Here is a 16,199-nt window from a genome sequence, read left to right as displayed (position 1 = left end):
GTTGCTCTGCCTTTTACATTAACGCTCGCTGCCCTTTGGTTAGGTCAACGATGTCATTGCTTCTTTTCCACTCTTCTCTCGGTAAGTCTCGTAGTCGTTGTAGCCTTCCTCGCCACCACCATACCATGTCGATGGGTCGTCAAATGAGGTAAGAGGGTAGTCGTGCTTGAAACGGGTAGGCAAATCCGGGTTGGTGATCCAAGGTCTACCAAAGGCAATCATGTCCGCATCGCCGTCAGCCAGTCGCTTCTCAGCGTCTTCTTTCGTGTAGCCACAGTTACCCATTAACATGCCATCGTACAGCGCTCTGAACTCGGCTAACGTCATGGCTTCACCGCGTTCATGAAAGCCAAATGCTAAGCCGTCCATAACGTGAAGATAGCCCACTTTCAACTTATTTAACTGTTGTGCGACATAGGTAAAGGTCTCGCGGAAATCATCTGCGCCCATATCATTAAAGGCGCCATTTGGCGATAATCTGACCCCTACGTTTTCCTCTGGCCACACGCCTAACACGGCGTCCATTACCTCAGCTAAAAAGCGGTAGCGATTTTCTAGATTACCGCCATAGCTGTCTTCTCGTTGATTGCTACGGCTATCTAAAAATTGATTGATAAGATAGCCATTCGCAGCGTGAACCTCTACGCCATCGAACCCTGCGGCTTTGGCGTTAATGGCTGCTTTTTTGTAGTCTTCCACGGTGCGTTTAATATCGTCTAACGTCATCGCTTTTGGCACTTCGTAAGGCTTCTTGCCTTTGGGCGTGTGTATCTCGTCACCTTCGATTTTTATGGCCGAGGCCGACAAGGGCAAATCTCCGTTGTGAAAATCGCTGTGAGAGGCCCTGCCAGTGTGCCACAGTTGAAGAACAATTTTGCCACCCGCCTCGTGAACGCGATTTACAATAGAACGCCAGCCTTCAACCATGTCGTCGGTATAAATTCCAGGGGTATCAACCCAGCCAATGCCTTCTTCTGAAATGGCGGTTGCCTCTGTGATGATAAGACCTGCATCGGCACGTTGAACGTAGTGATCGCCCATGATTTTATTCGGTATGCGGTCTTCACCCGCGCGCCCTCGCGTCATTGGCGCTAATACCATGCGGTTTTGCAATGTGTTGCTGGCCCAATCAAACGAGCTAAAAAGTACTGAATCTGTCATTCACTATCCTTATTTTATGTGTAATACGTTGTCGCAAAGATTCATCTGGTGATAAGACCAATGACCACGTGTGCCCCTGTTTCGGTATGCAAAAATGGACAGCTGGCCAAACCAACACCACGATGTAACCATTAAGCGATGTACAGTAGTAGTGAATACACAATTTGTGCGCGGTTGGATTGCTTAAACCGTACGTTTTGATAATGACGGTGAATACATTGATAAGAGCGCTTAATGCGCTCTTATTTTATTGACGGGAAATAGTACAGACTATTGTATGAGAAGACCCGCAAGATTTACATCAAACCTTAGGCCCAATACAATCGCATCATCAAGCTCGCTAACTCTGTCGCGTTCTGCGAACTGATCGGGGTTAATAATATAGTGTACATTTGGCTGAATGCGAACGTGTTGGTTTAACTGATAACCGTAGCTCAACTCCAACATTGTTTGACTACTCGGTGGGGTGCCCACACCGCCATTCATCGCTCGCAATATACGTTGGTCTTCTAAGGCTTCATCGGTGTACTGCTGTCGGGTGAAGACGAATCCAATAGTATCGTTAGGTCGAGAAGCAAGCGTGCCGCGCATTACGAAACCCGCTTTAAGATAATAGTCTTCAATCAGTTCCCCCGACGTGCCGGTAAGCACAGCGCCAAATAAGGTTAACCCTTCTTTAGTGGACGGATTGGGGCGAGTGACGGTTTGCTCGAAGCGAGCAAACACACCGGAGCGACCATTTCGAACGGCGTAGTCATTTCCCGATAAGGCGGCATAATTCCCTTGCTCGTCAAAAACTGGGTCGGTGTAGTCAGCACCGTCATACCAGCCGCCAATTTCATATCTTCTTGGTAACGCATCGTTATCCCACGTTGTCTGGTAGCCTAGCGTAAAAGGGACAACAACGCCTGTGGCTTCATTCGTAGCCCAGTCAAAACCATGGTCGCCTAAGTCCTGATGGCTTGTGTTATCTTCATAAATACCCGTGTGGAAATACGTGTTTGATGATAGCCAATATTTTGCGTGACCACCCCAGCTAGACACAGGCCACCAAGTAAAGTTACTGGTTCTAAATACAAAAGTAGGGTTTCCGCATGCCGCGTTGGTCTGAAAATACTGACACAGTTCAGATCCTAAGAAACTAATATTAGCTACGGTACGGCCGCCTTCCAGTTCTAAATCGCCATCCAAAAAGGTCGAGGCAATGGTGAACCGAGCGAGGCGGGTGTTTTGACCGCCAAAGATTTCCTGTACCGACGTACTGTTACCAATATAATGTTCTGCTAAATTTTTACCGTGTCGGTTGGTCATCGCAACATGAATTTTTGTATCTTCCCAGTTGAACAGGGTATTTAGATCGAGTTCCCCTCCTACAAAAAGCTGCCCTGCGTATGCACTGCCTCTGCGCTCACCGCCTTCGACGTTAGTTGCCGATTCCCCGGTGTAGCTTGCTTGAAAGTCGAAAGCATCTTGCCACTTGCCTTGGTCGGCCAGGGCTGTGCCAGACACCAAAAGAGTGGTTGATAGTAAAGCTGCACTCAGGTTTTGCTGAAAGCCTCCGGTATTTTTAATTCGCGTAGGTTTTCTCATCATTATTCTCTCTGTCAAAATTGCTCGTTTAACCCAAACTTGTGTTAGTTAGGGAACGCAGACACCAATACGTTTTTGCTAACTCTTTGTTGAAACTAACTAAACTGGAAGTTAGCAAGATTACAACGCATTAACATTTGTGGCTTTTGAGCGAAATTTATCTGACCTTTCTGTTTAAATCAACCTTGTTTATTTAAATTATTTACAGATTGTGTTGTTTTTTGGTTAACGGGGTTTTCTGTTTTTGATAACTCTAGTCACCTCGTTGTGCTAAGTTTTATTGAATCTCTAGGTGAGTTATCTGTATGAAATTTATGAATTTATCTTTGAATAGTTAAAGGGTGACGAATAAGTCAGAGCTGGATTGTTAAAACCTTTCTACATCAAAAGAATAATTTTAAGCATAATTTCTAATAAGTAAATTAAATTGATTTATTGACAGGTGTGCTGGGCAGTGATTAAATTGCTTAACTAATTATTTACAAGCGAAAGGCCGTTCTTATGAAAAACAACGCCCCTTTGGTTTCCAAAGACACATTGCTCCCTTTTATATTGTTAACGATTTGCTTTGCTGCATGGGGGGTGGCTGCAAATATGACAGATCCTCTGGTGAAGGTGTTTAGTAAGATATTTACTATGTCGTCTTTGCAATCTGCACTTGTTCAATTTGCTTATTATGGTGCTTATTTTTGTTTGGCAATTCCTGCTGCGTTTATCAATAAACGTTTTTCGTATAAAACTGGTGTACTTACCGGTTTAGGTTGCGCAGCGGCCGGTGCCTTTTTGTTTTACCCTGCAAGTCAAACCATGACGTACGGTTTTTTCTTGGCCGCACTTTTTGTACTAGCAGGGGGGCTTTCAATCCTTGAAACGTCTGCAAACCCTTACGTAATGGCGATGGGCAATGAAAAAAGCGCCACTCGCCGCTTAAATTTGGCGCAAGCATTTAATCCGGTAGGCACAAACCTTGGGGTATTTCTGGCTGCCACACTTATTCTGCCCAATCTCAATCAAGCGTCGGCAGAAGAGCGTGCTGCTATGTCGGTAGGTGAACTTAAATCTGTGATAGGTTCAGAGCTTGATGCAGTTATGTTGCCTTATGTTGGTATGGCTTGCGTGCTGGTTGTTGTATGGATTGCGATTGCGCTTACTAAAGCGCCAATTCAAGAGTCGGTAGAGGCTCGCGCGGAAGACGTGAACTTAGGTGCATCCCTGAAGCGCTTAGTTGCTAATAAGCATTACCGCTTTGGTGTCCTTGCTCAGTTTTTCAATGTTGGCGCACAGACTTGTGTATGGACGTTTACCATTCAGTATGCAATGGAAGCGACTGGCGGCAATGAAGTTAGCGGCGGTGAGATTTTACAATACAGCATGATTGTATTTCTTATTTCGCGCTTTGTGATGACGTGGCTAATGCAGTATCTCTATCCAGCAAGACTACTGATGATCATGTCGCTAGTTGCAATGGCATTGTGTATTTTCATGACACAGTCACCTAACTTGGCAGGGGTAATTGCACTTGTTTCAATTTCTGCTTGTTTATCTCTGATGTTTCCTACCATCTACGGTATTGCTCTTGAAGGCTTAGGCGAAGACACTAAGCTAGGAGCGGCGGGATTGGTCATGGCTATCTTAGGAGGGGCAATTATGCCGCTTTTCCAAGCAGCCATTATTGATAGCGCTGGTATTGTCATCTCTTATGTTGTTCCCGCTATTTGCTTTCTTCTTGTAGGTAGTTACGGCTTCTTCGACATGCGTGCTAAGAAGGTGAGCGCTAAACCGCAGGCCGATGTAAAGCTTCAAGCGGTAAAAGATATGGAGATGGGGATCGCTAAGTAATTACTAAGCTGTACGACGATAGGGCCAATGGATAACCATTGGCCCTTTTTTTATGTCTTTTTATACATAGCCCCCAACACTGACTGTTTCGATGCGCCAGTGACTTCAGGGACATTACCCGGTATATCATGCATATAAGCGTGTGCGAGCCAAGCAAACGCTGCCCCCTCTACATGCTGAGGGTGAATGCCTAGGGTAAAGCTGTCTGAAACGCGGTAGTGACTTAATGTATCTTCAAGGTATTTTACTAACGATTTGTTGAATGCACCGCCGCCACAAACAATAACTTCGCTGACATCGCCATCGGCGTTCTTCACGGGTAAGTGTCGCTTAACTTCAGTAGCAATAGTCTCGCCTGTTAAAACGAGCAAGGTAGCCTGAACGTCTTGCGGGGCTAAGTTAAGGTCTGTTTCTTCACTTTCTAAATGGGCACTAGAAGGGAAGTAGTCAGCAAGCGTATTGCTAAGCCAATCAATATTAAAATACTCCCTTCCAGTGCTTTTGGGGGCGGGCAAACTGAAATATTTGTCGAGTAAAAGTTGCTGAAGCAACCCATTATGCGGGTTGCCAGATGAAGCCCAAGCCCCGTCTTTATCGAAAGGTTTATTACAGTGAAGGCTAATCCACTGGTCCATTAACGTGTTGCCAGGGCCTGTATCGAAACCCTTAGGGGGGGCGTTATCACGCTCTGGTGCTAGCAAAGAGATATTCGCTATGCCCCCAATATTGACCAGTGCACGATGGCTGTGATTAGAAGCAAATACCGTATTGTGGAACGCTGGAACCAATGGGGCACCTTGCCCCCCTAGTGCAATATCTTTACGCCTAAAGTCGGCGATAACATCTATGCCCGTAAGCACGGCAATCGTATTAGGGTCGCCAAGTTGACAGGTAAAGCCGCGAATCGATGAATTTGAAAACTGTGCAGACAACACATCTGAATTAGGGTGGTGACGTACTGTCTGTCCATGCGACCCTATAGCGGTAATGTCTGATGCTGTGAGGCTGCTTTTTTCCAATAGCTCTAGAGTAACTTGCGCAAAGACTTCCGCTACCAGTCGGTCGGCAATACTAAACGTATTAAGCTCGTCAGGGCCTTCACTGCAAAGCACGTTTAGTGCTGAGAGCAATTCTGTCGGGTAGGGAATGGAATGGGCGGCGAGAGTGTTACAAGAGGTATGCGTAATCTCGCATAGGACGGCGTCAACGCCGTCCATGCTAGTGCCTGACATTAGGCCGATATATTTTGCCATCGTGCCGCTATTTCATCGCAAGCATAATACGTTTGTTGTTATTAAGTTGCTGCTGGCGCAGTTTAGCTATTTCCATAAATCTTTCTCGCTCTTCCTTTGCTATCGGTAATGCTTTTGGTAGTTCTACTGTACGAGGGTTTCTATGCACACCATCTACTAAGAATTCATAGTGCAAGTGAGCACCGGTTACCATACCCGAACTACCGAGATAGCCTACCGTTTGACCCTGCTTAACGACATCGCCCACTTTAACAGCACGCTTCTTAAAGTGTAGGTACTTGGTGGTGTATTTTTCACCATGCTGGATGAAAACGTGATGTCCGTTATATTTATCATAGCCTGCTTTGATAACTTTACCATCCCCTGCCGCCATTATAGGGGTGCCAACGGCAGCCACATAGTCTGTGCCTCGGTGGGCTTTCCAACGCTTTTGTACCGGATGGAAACGGGCTTTAGTAAAGTTAGAACTTACGTATCTGAAGTTAACCGGCGCGCGCAAGAAGCTCTTACGCATACTGCGTCCTTCAGGCGTGTAATATGTGCCATCTTCGTGAAGAATGGCGCTAAAATGTTCGCCTTGGTTAGTGAATTCCGCTGCAACAATATCGCCGTAACCAACAAATTCGCCGTCGATATATTGTTCTTCAAACACAACATTGAAGGTGTCGCCAGAGCGAATTTCCATTGCAAAGTCGATATCCCAGCCAAAAATACCTGCCAAATTCATGATTTGGTTGCTGGTTAACCCGGCATCGCGGGCTGCATTCCAAAAGCTTGAGTGAATTTCACCTTGGGCGAAGTTGTAGCGAATATCGACGGCCCGTTTTTCAACTTCAGCCACTAAGCTACGGTTTTCATCTGACGTATCAGGGCGAACAAATAAGGTTTCTGTTGACGATAACTTGTATTTAAGCTCGCCAAAACTGCCGTCGTTATTCGCTTTAAACGATAGCTCATCGCCCGGTAGCAAGGTCACTAAGGTTTTACTTAGCTCGCCAGCTCGCGTTACATTGTAAACGTCGCGAGAGGTAAAACCCGCCCGTTTAAAAAGCTTAGCTAAAGTGTCGCCACTGCGAACCTTATAGGTTTGCCACGTAGACTCTTCTTCACCGGAAAATACGTCTGTTGACGGCGTAATGTGAAGATCTACAGGGTAACGAACCCCCGCGTCCAGAATATGTGCCTCTTGATGACGGCTAGCCTCTACGGGCTCCGACGGCAAAAGGATAAGCCCACCAAGAAACAAGCTTGCAATAGCAATGCCTGTTCTATGTTGCTTAGGTAAATTTTTATATAAATGTAGCGCTTTTGAAGCGTCTAATTTCTTTCTCATACTACAGCCCACCTGAGAAATGTTATGTGCACAGCACTATTTCACATACGTTGCTTAAAAATGCAACTTTTCTCATTATTTTGTTAGCGCAAATTGTTACACCCAATAGCTCTTAAACACGCGATTATATTATGCGTTATCTAAATATTGGTGAGTGCGAGGGGGAGGGCAGGAGCAAACCCTCCACCGCAGGGAAGCGGTGGCGGAGCGCCCGTGGATGGGTTTACCGCGTATTTGCGAAAGCCCTCCCCCTCACATTCAGTCCAACGTTATTCAATACGCTAATTTTGCGTTCAAAGCTGTTGGGTTTAACAACATGACTGTTTGTAATCCGTTTTTTGACGCGCAAACCTTTTAATGGTTCCGTTGTACGCGTAAAATGCCCGCCAATATTGAATGTAGTGTTATCAAAGAGTGTGATTAACAAATGAAAGATTGGCAAACAGCGCTAGCTGAGATTAAACGGGGCGTCGATGAAATACTCCCCGAAGAGGATTTAATTGAAAAACTAAAATCCGGCAAAACCCTAACCATTAAAGCGGGTTTTGATCCAACTGCGCCTGATCTGCATCTTGGTCACACTGTGTTGATCAACAAGTTGCGTACATTCCAGCAATTAGGCCACAAGGTTGTTTTTCTTATTGGTGATTTTACTGGCCTTATTGGCGATCCTACAGGTAAAAATGTCACACGCAAGCCTTTAAGTAAAGAACAGGTATTAGAAAACGCGAAAACGTATCAAGAACAAGTGTTCAAGATCCTTGATGAAGAGAAAACGGAAATTCGTTTTAATTCTGAATGGATGGACGGACTTGGTGCAGCAGGCATGATCAAACTTGCGGCAAGCCAAACCGTGGCCCGTATGCTAGAGCGTGATGACTTTAAAAAGCGTTACAACAACGGCCAGCCTATCGCTATTCACGAGTTCTTGTACCCGCTGGTGCAAGGTTGGGACTCTGTGGCTCTTGAGTCAGATGTTGAATTAGGCGGTACCGATCAGCGCTTTAACCTACTTATGGGTCGTGAGCTTCAAAAAGAGCAGGGCCAAAAGCAGCAGTCTATTGTCATGGTTCCGTTGCTTGAAGGTTTAGATGGCGTTCAAAAGATGTCAAAGTCGTTGAACAACTACATTGGTATTACAGATACGCCTAATGAGATGTTCGGTAAGGTGATGTCTATTTCTGATGATTTGATGTGGCGCTACTACGACCTGGTTAGCTTCCGTCCTCTTGAGGAAATTGCAGAGCTTAAAGCGCGCGTTGAAGGCGGTGAAAACCCGCGTGATATTAAAATCATGTTGGCAAAAGAAATCATTGCCCGTTTCCACGACGATGCAGCCGCTGAAGGCGCACACCAAGACTTTATTCAACGCTTCCAGAAAAATGCCATCCCTGATGACATGCCCGAGCTTGAAATAGCACTAAGCGACGAAGGCATCGCTATCGGCAATTTATTAAAAGAAGCGAAACTTGTTGGTTCAACGTCAGATGCCATGCGCATGATTAAACAAGGCGCAGTTAAAATAAATGGCGATAAGGTGGAAGACACCCGTTTAGTGATTACCGAAAAAGGTGAAAACGTATATCAGGTAGGTAAACGCAAGTTTGCCCGTATCACGCTAGCTTAATATTTCACTAAACTAGTATTTGAAAGCCCGCTTATTTAAGCGGGCTTTTTTTACCTACAATTCCAACATAGGAACGAAGCCCCCATAAATAAGGCGCTTACCGTCGAATGGCATGGGTTTTTCGCTTTACTGCATACAATGGTGAATACGGCAGACTTACCGTAAAAATTCACTAAGACTAACGCTCTGCAATTTTAGCCCACTGATATAAACCGTGCAGCGCTAGTCTTCTTGCATTGGGAAACGGGTATGTTTTAAGTGGTGATTGATAAATAGGAAGAGATAAATCGACGTCGCTTGTACCCATCATTCGTTGAGCGAGGCGTTGCCCGGCAAAGGCGGCAAAGGAAACCCCTGAACCACAATATCCCATAGCATAACCGATAGAATAAGCAGAGCGCTTTGCGTTATTACTGCTCGCTTCACTGTTTACGAAAATACGTGGCATGCTATCTAGCGACACGCTCACCCAACCACTCCAGAAATAGTCCATGACGATGCCTTTAAGTGCTGGAAAGCTTTTTACCATGGCGTCGTAAAGGCGCTTTTTCTCTGTCGCGTTATCTGCATCTTTGCCTTTTACTGCCCCACGGCCGCCAAACAACAATCGACCGTCTGGCAACACCCGGTAGTAGTATTTCATCATCCGCGTATCCATAAAACTCATGGGTGTGGTTAACCCGGTTGAAGCGCGTTGTTCATCATTTAAAGGAGCGGTAACAAAGATACTCGACTGTACGGGGAACTGCTTATTGTCTACGCTTTCATGAAAGCGTTTAGGTGTATAGGCGTTTGTTGCAATAAGTATATGCTTAGCTGATACTGAACCGCTTGGCGTGGTGACAAGGTACCCTGTTTTTTGCTTTTCAATGCGAATGGCAGGCGAGTCGTAGAAAAGCGTGGCACCAAGTTCTTTAGCGACTCGTGCATATTCGCTCGCCAGTTTTAAAGGGTGTAAACATGCGCCTTCAAGCTCAACGCCACCGTAAGCCCCTTCTATACCAAAGCGCGCGCTTAGGTCTTTTGGAGTGAGGGTAGTGCTTGGTACATTGAAGTTTGATGCAAGATGTTTAGCACTGGCGCATAGTTGCTCGGCTTGCTTGACGTTATGGGCCAATTTTAAATAAGGCCCTTCTACTAAATCGACCTGCATATTAAAGTCTGTAATACGCTGATTGAGCAAGCTCACCGCCTCATCGAACTCTCCCTGCATACCCTTAGCAACCGCATATCCCCATTTATTTTCAATGGCGCTCAAAGACAGTCGGCCGCTTCCAGAAAGGATAAAACCGCCATTGCGGCCTGCACAGCCGAACCCGAGAGAATTTGCATCAAGTAGCGTAACGTCCTGCTTAGCTTGAGCTAGCGTGATTGCAGCAGACAGCCCGGTGTAGCCGCCACCTATGACCAAATAATCAGTACTTATTTTTTTTGTGTAGGGGAGGCTGCGCCATAGGCTGATGTGTGGCGTGCCAGTAGCTTGGTGCTGCCGGAAGCGATGATGAAACACCACGGGAAATAAGCGGGTCGTAGGTCATAAAGAGGGCTTAATACAAAACAGCGTTTAGAATGAAAGGAGCATCTCTGCGCCTTCACACTCACAATATCCTGAACAAACCGGGCAGTCATAGCCTTCGTGAATAGACGCATAGCGCCATTTATTGGCGTGTTTTTTAATTAACTGCCCGCCATTTTTTGTGAAATATTTGAACGCACTGTTGTTGGGGCTCGCCAGCCAGATATGGGCTAACCCGGCGTCTGCGCCTTGTGCTTTAGCGCATGAAATAGACTTGCGCAGCAATTCGCTGCCAATGCCCTCACCTTGCATGGCAGGGTCTACGGTATTGCACTTAAAATAACATACGTGCTCTATCATATCGGGCCATAGCGACGGCGTGCACCACTTATCAAACTGCCACTGGGTATGGGCAAAGGTTAGGCGAAAGCCAACAACTTTACCTCGGTTAAGTGCTACCCAACTAGCGTTTATATCACCGACAAAGCTTTTCGCGTAATAGTCGGCCAACAGTGCTTGTGTGAGATAATTATCGCCTTGCACCTTATTTCCAAGAGAAATTACGCCAGAAAAATGTTCAGGAGCGAGGGGGGCATAGCTTATATCAAAGCGTGCCATGACCGATTGATGCGTATCAGTATGCGTCATAACTTGCCTATTGTTTCTCGTTACTAGGGCTGTGTTTAATGCCATCTAAGTGAACATCTAACGCTTCTACTGAGATGAGTATTTCTCTCACCGACATCCATAAAGAGTAGAGTAGAGAGACTAAACTTGCCGCGAACACCCAATTACCGACTTGCTGATAAGTAAGGTAAATGGCCAGCATAGAAACGACACATAGAAAAAAGCTGCCAACCCCCGCAATTTGCATGCGCTTTATAAGCTGTATGCGCAAACGCAGGTTTTTGATTTGTGCCTGGGTATTGTCGTCGCGCTCTTCTTTAGAAAAGTTTCTGATAATCGTCGCCAACGTTAAAAAACGATTTGTGTAAGCTAAGAGCAGTAAAGAAATAGCAGGGAATAACATGGCTGGTGTGGCGATATCTATTTTCATAAGAGGTTCGTACAAGCGTCAGTTTTATTAAGTGTATCATACGCTTTTATTATCACACAGGGTGTGGTGTACAGCGTAATACGTAAGAAAAATAAGGGGGGTGTAAGAATACAGAAGGAGGGGGTAACCTATCGGCACTAAACAAATACTAAGCACTTACATTCTATCTACCGTCATTCCTGCCGCGCTCCAGCCCAACATGTCACCCTCTAGATGCATGACTTCTGAAAAGTCTAAATCTTCGAGAACCTTCATTGCTAGCTTGGCTCTTCGACCTGAACGACAATAGATAATTATAGGCTTATCTTTATGGCCTTCTAACTCACTCAAATAGTCATTAATGTTCTCGTGAGGCATGTTTACCGCGCCGGGTATATGACCATCTGCAAACTCTTTTGGGGAACGCACGTCAATGAGCAGCCAGTCGTTGTTAGCAACCCGTTCAATTAGATAAGGTGATGCGGCAACCGATGCCTGAGATTGCGAAGTTGCTTTTGCCGTACATTGAAGCGACACGAAAAGTGCAATACCGACCACAACAAGAAAAACCGCAACAACAATCCGCATGAAAAGAAACTCTTACCGTAATAATGAAATATTAGAGCCATTGAACCTTTAAACATTCGCTTTGTACAATGGGCGCATAGCACCCCGAATGCTTTTGCAACATAGCGTGCTTTTGTGAGCACAAGCTGCCATTACCTAGACTTAAGTATAACGCGCGAGAACGTCAATTTATACCTTCACAAAGCAGTTTTAGTTCATTTATTAATCGCAGTGAAAATCGACTGGTAATATCAGGGTTTACTACAATTAAAGGTGCGTTTAAAAAGCTGCGGTGATCTGCCCAAAAGCCTTCAAGGTCTGCTCGTGCACTTTTAGATGCGGCTACCAGTGCCTGAGGTTGTCGGGTAAGCACGTCCTTTAATGCGACCTGTGGGTAGTCGACAGGGCTGTCATAAAAAAGGGTTTGCGCGCCGCACACATGTAGTAACTTATTTGCCCATGCGTCTGGACCAACGGTCATCAGTGGCGTAGTCCAAGAATAATAAAAAACAGGTGTTAATGTTGTTTTTGCATACTCGTGATTTAGCGCAGTGAGCTTTTGTATAAAATTATCGGCAAGGGTCGACGCTTTTTTCTGACTGTTGGTGATAGCGCCAAGCTTCTTAATTTCGCTAGCGATGTCTGCGATATTTTCAACCTTACTCTTAAATACTTTAAGGCCCATGGAAGAAAGTTTGTGAATATCCTGCGGTTTATTCCCTCCATCCCAAGCAAGAATTAAGTCGGGTTTAAGTGCGACTATGCGTGCTATGTCAGCGCCTTGGAAGTCAGCGACTCGCTGTATGGTTTTAGCCTGTTCGGGGTAGTCACTGTAATCGCTTACGCCAACCAAATTATCACCCAAACCTAAACTAAAGGCCCATTCAGTTAGGTGGGGAGCTAAACTTACAATTCTCAAAGGTTGCTGGGGGGCCTGTTCAGTGACTTCCTGCGCCGTCGCGGTTGAATGTGCAGCGTGCGTCATTATTGAAGTAAGCGACAATGTGAGAGCTAATAAGGCAAGTGCCAGCGCTTTTTTAAGACAAAAACTACAAATGCGGCATGGCAAAGCGCTCTTGCCTCGTTTCATTGTGATGTATTGATAGCGCATTATTATGGCTCTCTAAGTGTAAATACAGATCGCATGCTGTTTTGCCTTAAACAGTAGTTAATAAATAAAGCAACGTTAAACAAGCGCCAGCCCCAACATGGCTAAAGATGCGAAAGCGGATGTCGCTATCATGGCATAGGTAATCGTGCTCTTTGCAGCTAACATATGGGAGTACTTCACGTCGTTAACGCCTCCTACGCGCGTGTATCGGTACTTTTTGTTTGCATACATTGCAGGGCCCCCAAGTTTCACGTTAAGAACTCCGCCCATAAGCGCAAGTAACAGCGACGTTTTATCTTTAACCGGCGAATGCTTGATTGCACGAAAGCCTTTTAAAGGGTGACTTACCAGCAGTGTAATAAATCCGCCGATCACCGCCGGAGGTACCACCAGTATTGAAATGAGTTTGCGCACGGGTTGGGCAAAGAAAACCATGTTGGGAGTTCGGTAATGCCACTGCCAAGACGTAAGAAGAAGTAAGCGGTATATCAGCGCGCCTATTGGCCCGGTAACGACAAAATAAAAAATAACACCGCAATAAAGGTAAAGAAACTTCAGCCATAACGACTCTATAGCGGCTTTGGCGATACCTATATCCGTAAGCGAATGGCATTGTCGGGCGGTGATGGTTTGCACCATTTCTCGGGCAAGTGACTTTTTGTTTCTACCTACGCTAGCCAGTACCTTTTTGTACTGCTGACGCTGGTACCCAAAATCGAGTAGCGCCACAAGAATGAGCGCTTCAAAAAAAACGGGGTATTGAGCCATATATACCAAGATGGCTAAACAAATAACCAGTGGGGCTAACAATACCAACGGAGCCAGTGAGCCAGAAATATAGTGCTGGCCAGGCCCGTACTCGCGAGAAGGGACGACTTTGCGCCCCATTTGCTGAACAAGGTATCGCATAAGTGTTAGAGGGTGAGTACTTTGAGGCCAGCGCCATAAAGCGTCGACAGCGATAGCCAACCAAAGTACGAGTAGCGACTGCAAACGCGGGTCGCTAAATAGGCTTGTCATCTTACTTAGCGAGGGCCTTTATCATTGCCATTACAAGCTGTGCTGAATGCTTAGCGGCAGTCTCTAAATACTCTTTAAAGCTTACAGATGACGTTTTTCCTGCGATATCCGACAGCGAGCGAATAACAAGGAACGGCGTGTCGAGCATGTGACAAGTTTGGCCTATTGCTGCGCCTTCCATTTCTACCGCTTTCATATCGGGGAAGTTTTCACGTAGTTCTGCCACTGCTTCATCGCTACCGATAAACGCATCGCCGGTACAAATTAAACCCGTTGTAGATTGCAGCGAGACAATGCTTGCAGCCGCGGTACGCGCGGTTTCCATTAAGTGAGTATCACAGCGGAAATCCTCTGGCATGCCAGCACACTGCCCTAATTTGTAACCGAAATGGGTAAGGTCTGCATCGTGGTGAATAACGTGACTTGCTATCACTAAATCACCAATGTTTAAATTCTTGTCGAAGCCACCTGCGGATCCGGTGTTAACGACTGCATCTGGCGCAAATTGCTCAATAAGTACGGTAGTCGCGATAGCCGCAGCAACTTTACCAATACCGCATTTTACTAACACCACTTCCATATTGTTTAGTGTGCCTTCATAAAACGTAAGGTGCTTCCACTTTGTTTCTTTCACATTCCAAAGAGACGCTTTAAGTAGCGCTACTTCTTCGTCCATTGCACCTAAAATACCAATTTTTTTCATAACTCTACCGACGGTGTTGTGGGTTTCTTTGCGTGAACACGCATGTGTTTGACGTAATTGTATAAGGAAATATGAAAAACTGACAGAAAAATGCCTTTGTTGCTGCTACAGAGAGTAAGAAAATAGCAAAGCAACAAAGGCTAGGGGAAGTGGGGACGAGTACTTTATGCCGCAGCAGGTCTACTCGAGCGCACGGGGCGAGTAGGGCGCTTAGGCGGCTCTGGGTTATGAGTAGGAAGCTGCGCCATTTTATTTTGTAAACGGCGATAAGGAATCAGTTTGTTTTCCAAGCACTCGCGAATATCATCAACGGTATAACCAGATTTCACTTTTATTCTTGCGTGAGGAAGGCCAGCCGCATCGAGCGCGCCGGTTACAAACCAGTCCTTTTGGGTTTTGTAGCCGTCTTTACCTTGGCTATGAACAAGATCAATAGCCATGACGGGGCTCATATCGTGCTTGTTTACTAATACAAAGTCGAGATGTCGGCTTGACGCTCTGCTAAGGGCTTGGCTCGCCGTTTTCTTGCTGGCCGACTGTCGAACCGACACTAAGTCGTTAAGACGTACGCGGCATACTATCCGAAACTCTTTTCCCATAGCCTGTTCAATCAGGTTTAAAAAGGTGTTTTCTACTGGTGTAAATAGCTGTGGCTTCCGCCTAAATGGAAATGCGACACCACCGTCTGACAACTTTATGGCACCTAGCGCAACGACTATAAGTAACATCATTAGAATAATTGCCAATTCCATCGTAACCCTCGCAAAAATCATTAGTTAAAGCCCATGACAGGCACAGCAACGTGAAGCGCACTAGCTTATGTATCAGTAATTAGCGTACTTCTTGCAACTCTGCAGGTGTCAGAAAAATGACACCTGGCGTAGTCATGGTGTTGTTATTGATGAAATTGCAAAGCAGATGCCAACATGAGCAATCTATATCGGTATTTTAAAAAGTCGCAAGTTACTTTGATTTTGATGTGACTAGGATATCCACTTGAGAGCCTGTTTTATCTGGGCTAACAATGACTCTAATGGCTTTATCGCTAGAAGAAAGTAAGGTACGGCCGTTTACTGGAGAATGAGCCTTAAGGGCCGGATGCGCTGTTTGATAAAGGTTTACCAGAGCACCAGGCTCAGCGGGGGAGTGATACACCATCACCGCCGTCATGCTTTCGTCAAACGACTGGCATTGACGAGCATCACTGGCAATTTTCACCTGTTGAAATTGGGCAGGACAAGAGACAGTATTAGGTTTAGACACTGATGTCGGCAAACTTTGTACTTTAGCAGGCGCGTTCACCGAGGATGCTTCTACCGAAATGGTATCGGCAAAACACACATTACTCACCGCACAGTTCAATGCAAAACAAAGAGTGAGTGTTTTTATGTCGACGTTCTTCATGGGGCGGCTCTATCAATTACGTAATGATATTTTGTTGTT

At 45.7% G+C, this 16,199-nt stretch carries 15 protein-coding genes; 2 read left to right on the top strand and 13 right to left on the bottom strand.

The features are described 5' to 3' along the window. Positions 1-39: 39 nt before the first annotated feature. Both ACX5J7_RS13560 and ACX5J7_RS13555 read right to left on the bottom strand, forming a co-directional pair. Positions 40-1,161: an alkene reductase gene (locus tag ACX5J7_RS13560; RefSeq protein ID WP_015067901.1), complete on the bottom strand. Its 1,122-nt coding sequence runs from the start codon at positions 1,159-1,161 to the stop codon at positions 40-42. 270 nt (positions 1,162-1,431) lie between these two features. Continuing rightward, complete coding sequence (locus ACX5J7_RS13555) at positions 1,432-2,751, bottom strand: carbohydrate porin (RefSeq protein WP_015067900.1); 1,320 nt, start codon at positions 2,749-2,751, stop codon at positions 1,432-1,434. A gap of 501 nt (positions 2,752-3,252) precedes the next feature. Here ACX5J7_RS13555 and fucP point away from each other — a divergent pair. Continuing rightward, positions 3,253-4,590, top strand: coding sequence for an L-fucose:H+ symporter permease (gene fucP / locus ACX5J7_RS13550; RefSeq protein ID WP_015067899.1), 1,338 nt, complete (start codon positions 3,253-3,255; stop codon positions 4,588-4,590). Positions 4,591-4,640: 50 nt separating this feature from the next. On the opposite strand, the gene ACX5J7_RS13545 is transcribed toward fucP, so the two are convergent. Together ACX5J7_RS13545 and ACX5J7_RS13540 are read right to left on the bottom strand one after the other, a co-directional pair. Further along, a complete protein-coding gene (locus ACX5J7_RS13545) occupies positions 4,641-5,843 on the bottom strand; it encodes an anhydro-N-acetylmuramic acid kinase (RefSeq protein ID WP_498707328.1) in 1,203 nt (400 codons plus the stop codon). Positions 5,844-5,850: 7 nt separating this feature from the next. Then, positions 5,851-7,176, bottom strand: a complete 1,326-nt coding sequence (locus ACX5J7_RS13540) for an OapA family protein (RefSeq protein WP_015067897.1) — start codon at positions 7,174-7,176, stop codon at positions 5,851-5,853. Between the two features lie 427 nt (positions 7,177-7,603). Here ACX5J7_RS13540 and tyrS point away from each other — a divergent pair, with 427 nt between their 5' ends. Then, a complete protein-coding gene (gene tyrS, locus ACX5J7_RS13535) occupies positions 7,604-8,803 on the top strand; it encodes a tyrosine--tRNA ligase (RefSeq protein WP_012519590.1) in 1,200 nt (399 codons plus the stop codon). A 178-nt stretch (positions 8,804-8,981) separates the two neighbouring features. Here the strand turns inward: tyrS and ACX5J7_RS13530 are convergent, their stop codons facing one another. From ACX5J7_RS13530 to ACX5J7_RS13490, 9 genes are all read right to left on the bottom strand, one after another. Further along, the gene (locus ACX5J7_RS13530) at positions 8,982-10,316 is read right to left on the bottom strand and encodes an NAD(P)/FAD-dependent oxidoreductase (RefSeq protein ID WP_498707327.1); all 1,335 of its coding nucleotides are present in this window, start codon (positions 10,314-10,316) and stop codon (positions 8,982-8,984) included. Positions 10,317-10,367: 51 nt separating this feature from the next. Next, positions 10,368-10,967 carry a GNAT family N-acetyltransferase gene (locus ACX5J7_RS13525; protein ID WP_024016832.1) on the bottom strand — a complete coding sequence of 200 codons (600 nt, stop codon included), beginning with the start codon at positions 10,965-10,967 and terminating at the stop codon, positions 10,368-10,370. 7 nt (positions 10,968-10,974) lie between these two features. Further along, positions 10,975-11,376, bottom strand: a complete 402-nt coding sequence (locus tag ACX5J7_RS13520; RefSeq protein ID WP_020746504.1) for a DUF2721 domain-containing protein — start codon at positions 11,374-11,376, stop codon at positions 10,975-10,977. A gap of 156 nt (positions 11,377-11,532) precedes the next feature. Continuing rightward, a complete protein-coding gene (locus ACX5J7_RS13515) occupies positions 11,533-11,943 on the bottom strand; it encodes a rhodanese-like domain-containing protein (protein WP_012519586.1) in 411 nt (136 codons plus the stop codon). Positions 11,944-12,106: 163 nt separating this feature from the next. Continuing rightward, positions 12,107-13,033, bottom strand: a complete 927-nt coding sequence (locus tag ACX5J7_RS13510) for a cobalamin-binding protein (RefSeq protein ID WP_012519585.1) — start codon at positions 13,031-13,033, stop codon at positions 12,107-12,109. 75 nt (positions 13,034-13,108) lie between these two features. After that, the gene (locus tag ACX5J7_RS13505; RefSeq protein ID WP_012519584.1) at positions 13,109-14,053 is read right to left on the bottom strand and encodes a cobalamin biosynthesis protein CobD/CbiB; all 945 of its coding nucleotides are present in this window, start codon (positions 14,051-14,053) and stop codon (positions 13,109-13,111) included. A gap of 1 nt (position 14,054) precedes the next feature. Further along, positions 14,055-14,756, bottom strand: a complete 702-nt coding sequence (locus ACX5J7_RS13500) for a 5'-methylthioadenosine/adenosylhomocysteine nucleosidase (RefSeq protein WP_498707326.1) — start codon at positions 14,754-14,756, stop codon at positions 14,055-14,057. Between the two features lie 164 nt (positions 14,757-14,920). Further along, the gene (locus ACX5J7_RS13495) at positions 14,921-15,508 is read right to left on the bottom strand and encodes a DUF2726 domain-containing protein (RefSeq protein WP_012519582.1); all 588 of its coding nucleotides are present in this window, start codon (positions 15,506-15,508) and stop codon (positions 14,921-14,923) included. 211 nt (positions 15,509-15,719) lie between these two features. After that, positions 15,720-16,160, bottom strand: a complete 441-nt coding sequence (locus ACX5J7_RS13490) for a hypothetical protein (RefSeq protein ID WP_015067892.1) — start codon at positions 16,158-16,160, stop codon at positions 15,720-15,722. Positions 16,161-16,199 lie beyond the last annotated feature (39 nt).

The sequence above is a fragment of the Alteromonas infernus genome (assembly GCF_902705815.1).
This window is presented reverse-complemented; position numbering and strand designations above follow the sequence as displayed.

What these genes read in the sequence shown, in the direction of transcription:
- ACX5J7_RS13560 (WP_015067901.1), bottom strand. Translation starts at nt 1,161, where the DNA reads ATGACAGATTCAGTACTTTTTAGCTCGTTTGATTGGGCCAGCAACACA.
- ACX5J7_RS13555 (WP_015067900.1), bottom strand. Translation starts at nt 2,751, where the DNA reads ATGAGAAAACCTACGCGAATTAAAAATACCGGAGGCTTTCAGCAAAAC.
- fucP (WP_015067899.1), top strand. Translation starts at nt 3,253, where the DNA reads ATGAAAAACAACGCCCCTTTGGTTTCCAAAGACACATTGCTCCCTTTT.
- ACX5J7_RS13545 (WP_498707328.1), bottom strand. Translation starts at nt 5,843, where the DNA reads ATGGCAAAATATATCGGCCTAATGTCAGGCACTAGCATGGACGGCGTT.
- ACX5J7_RS13540 (WP_015067897.1), bottom strand. Translation starts at nt 7,176, where the DNA reads ATGAGAAAGAAATTAGACGCTTCAAAAGCGCTACATTTATATAAAAAT.
- tyrS (WP_012519590.1), top strand. Translation starts at nt 7,604, where the DNA reads ATGAAAGATTGGCAAACAGCGCTAGCTGAGATTAAACGGGGCGTCGAT.
- ACX5J7_RS13525 (WP_024016832.1), bottom strand. Translation starts at nt 10,967, where the DNA reads ATGACGCATACTGATACGCATCAATCGGTCATGGCACGCTTTGATATA.
- ACX5J7_RS13520 (WP_020746504.1), bottom strand. Translation starts at nt 11,376, where the DNA reads ATGAAAATAGATATCGCCACACCAGCCATGTTATTCCCTGCTATTTCT.
- ACX5J7_RS13515 (WP_012519586.1), bottom strand. Translation starts at nt 11,943, where the DNA reads ATGCGGATTGTTGTTGCGGTTTTTCTTGTTGTGGTCGGTATTGCACTT.
- ACX5J7_RS13510 (WP_012519585.1), bottom strand. Translation starts at nt 13,033, where the DNA reads ATGCGCTATCAATACATCACAATGAAACGAGGCAAGAGCGCTTTGCCA.
- ACX5J7_RS13505 (WP_012519584.1), bottom strand. Translation starts at nt 14,053, where the DNA reads ATGACAAGCCTATTTAGCGACCCGCGTTTGCAGTCGCTACTCGTACTT.
- ACX5J7_RS13500 (WP_498707326.1), bottom strand. Translation starts at nt 14,756, where the DNA reads ATGAAAAAAATTGGTATTTTAGGTGCAATGGACGAAGAAGTAGCGCTA.
- ACX5J7_RS13495 (WP_012519582.1), bottom strand. Translation starts at nt 15,508, where the DNA reads ATGGAATTGGCAATTATTCTAATGATGTTACTTATAGTCGTTGCGCTA.
- ACX5J7_RS13490 (WP_015067892.1), bottom strand. Translation starts at nt 16,160, where the DNA reads ATGAAGAACGTCGACATAAAAACACTCACTCTTTGTTTTGCATTGAAC.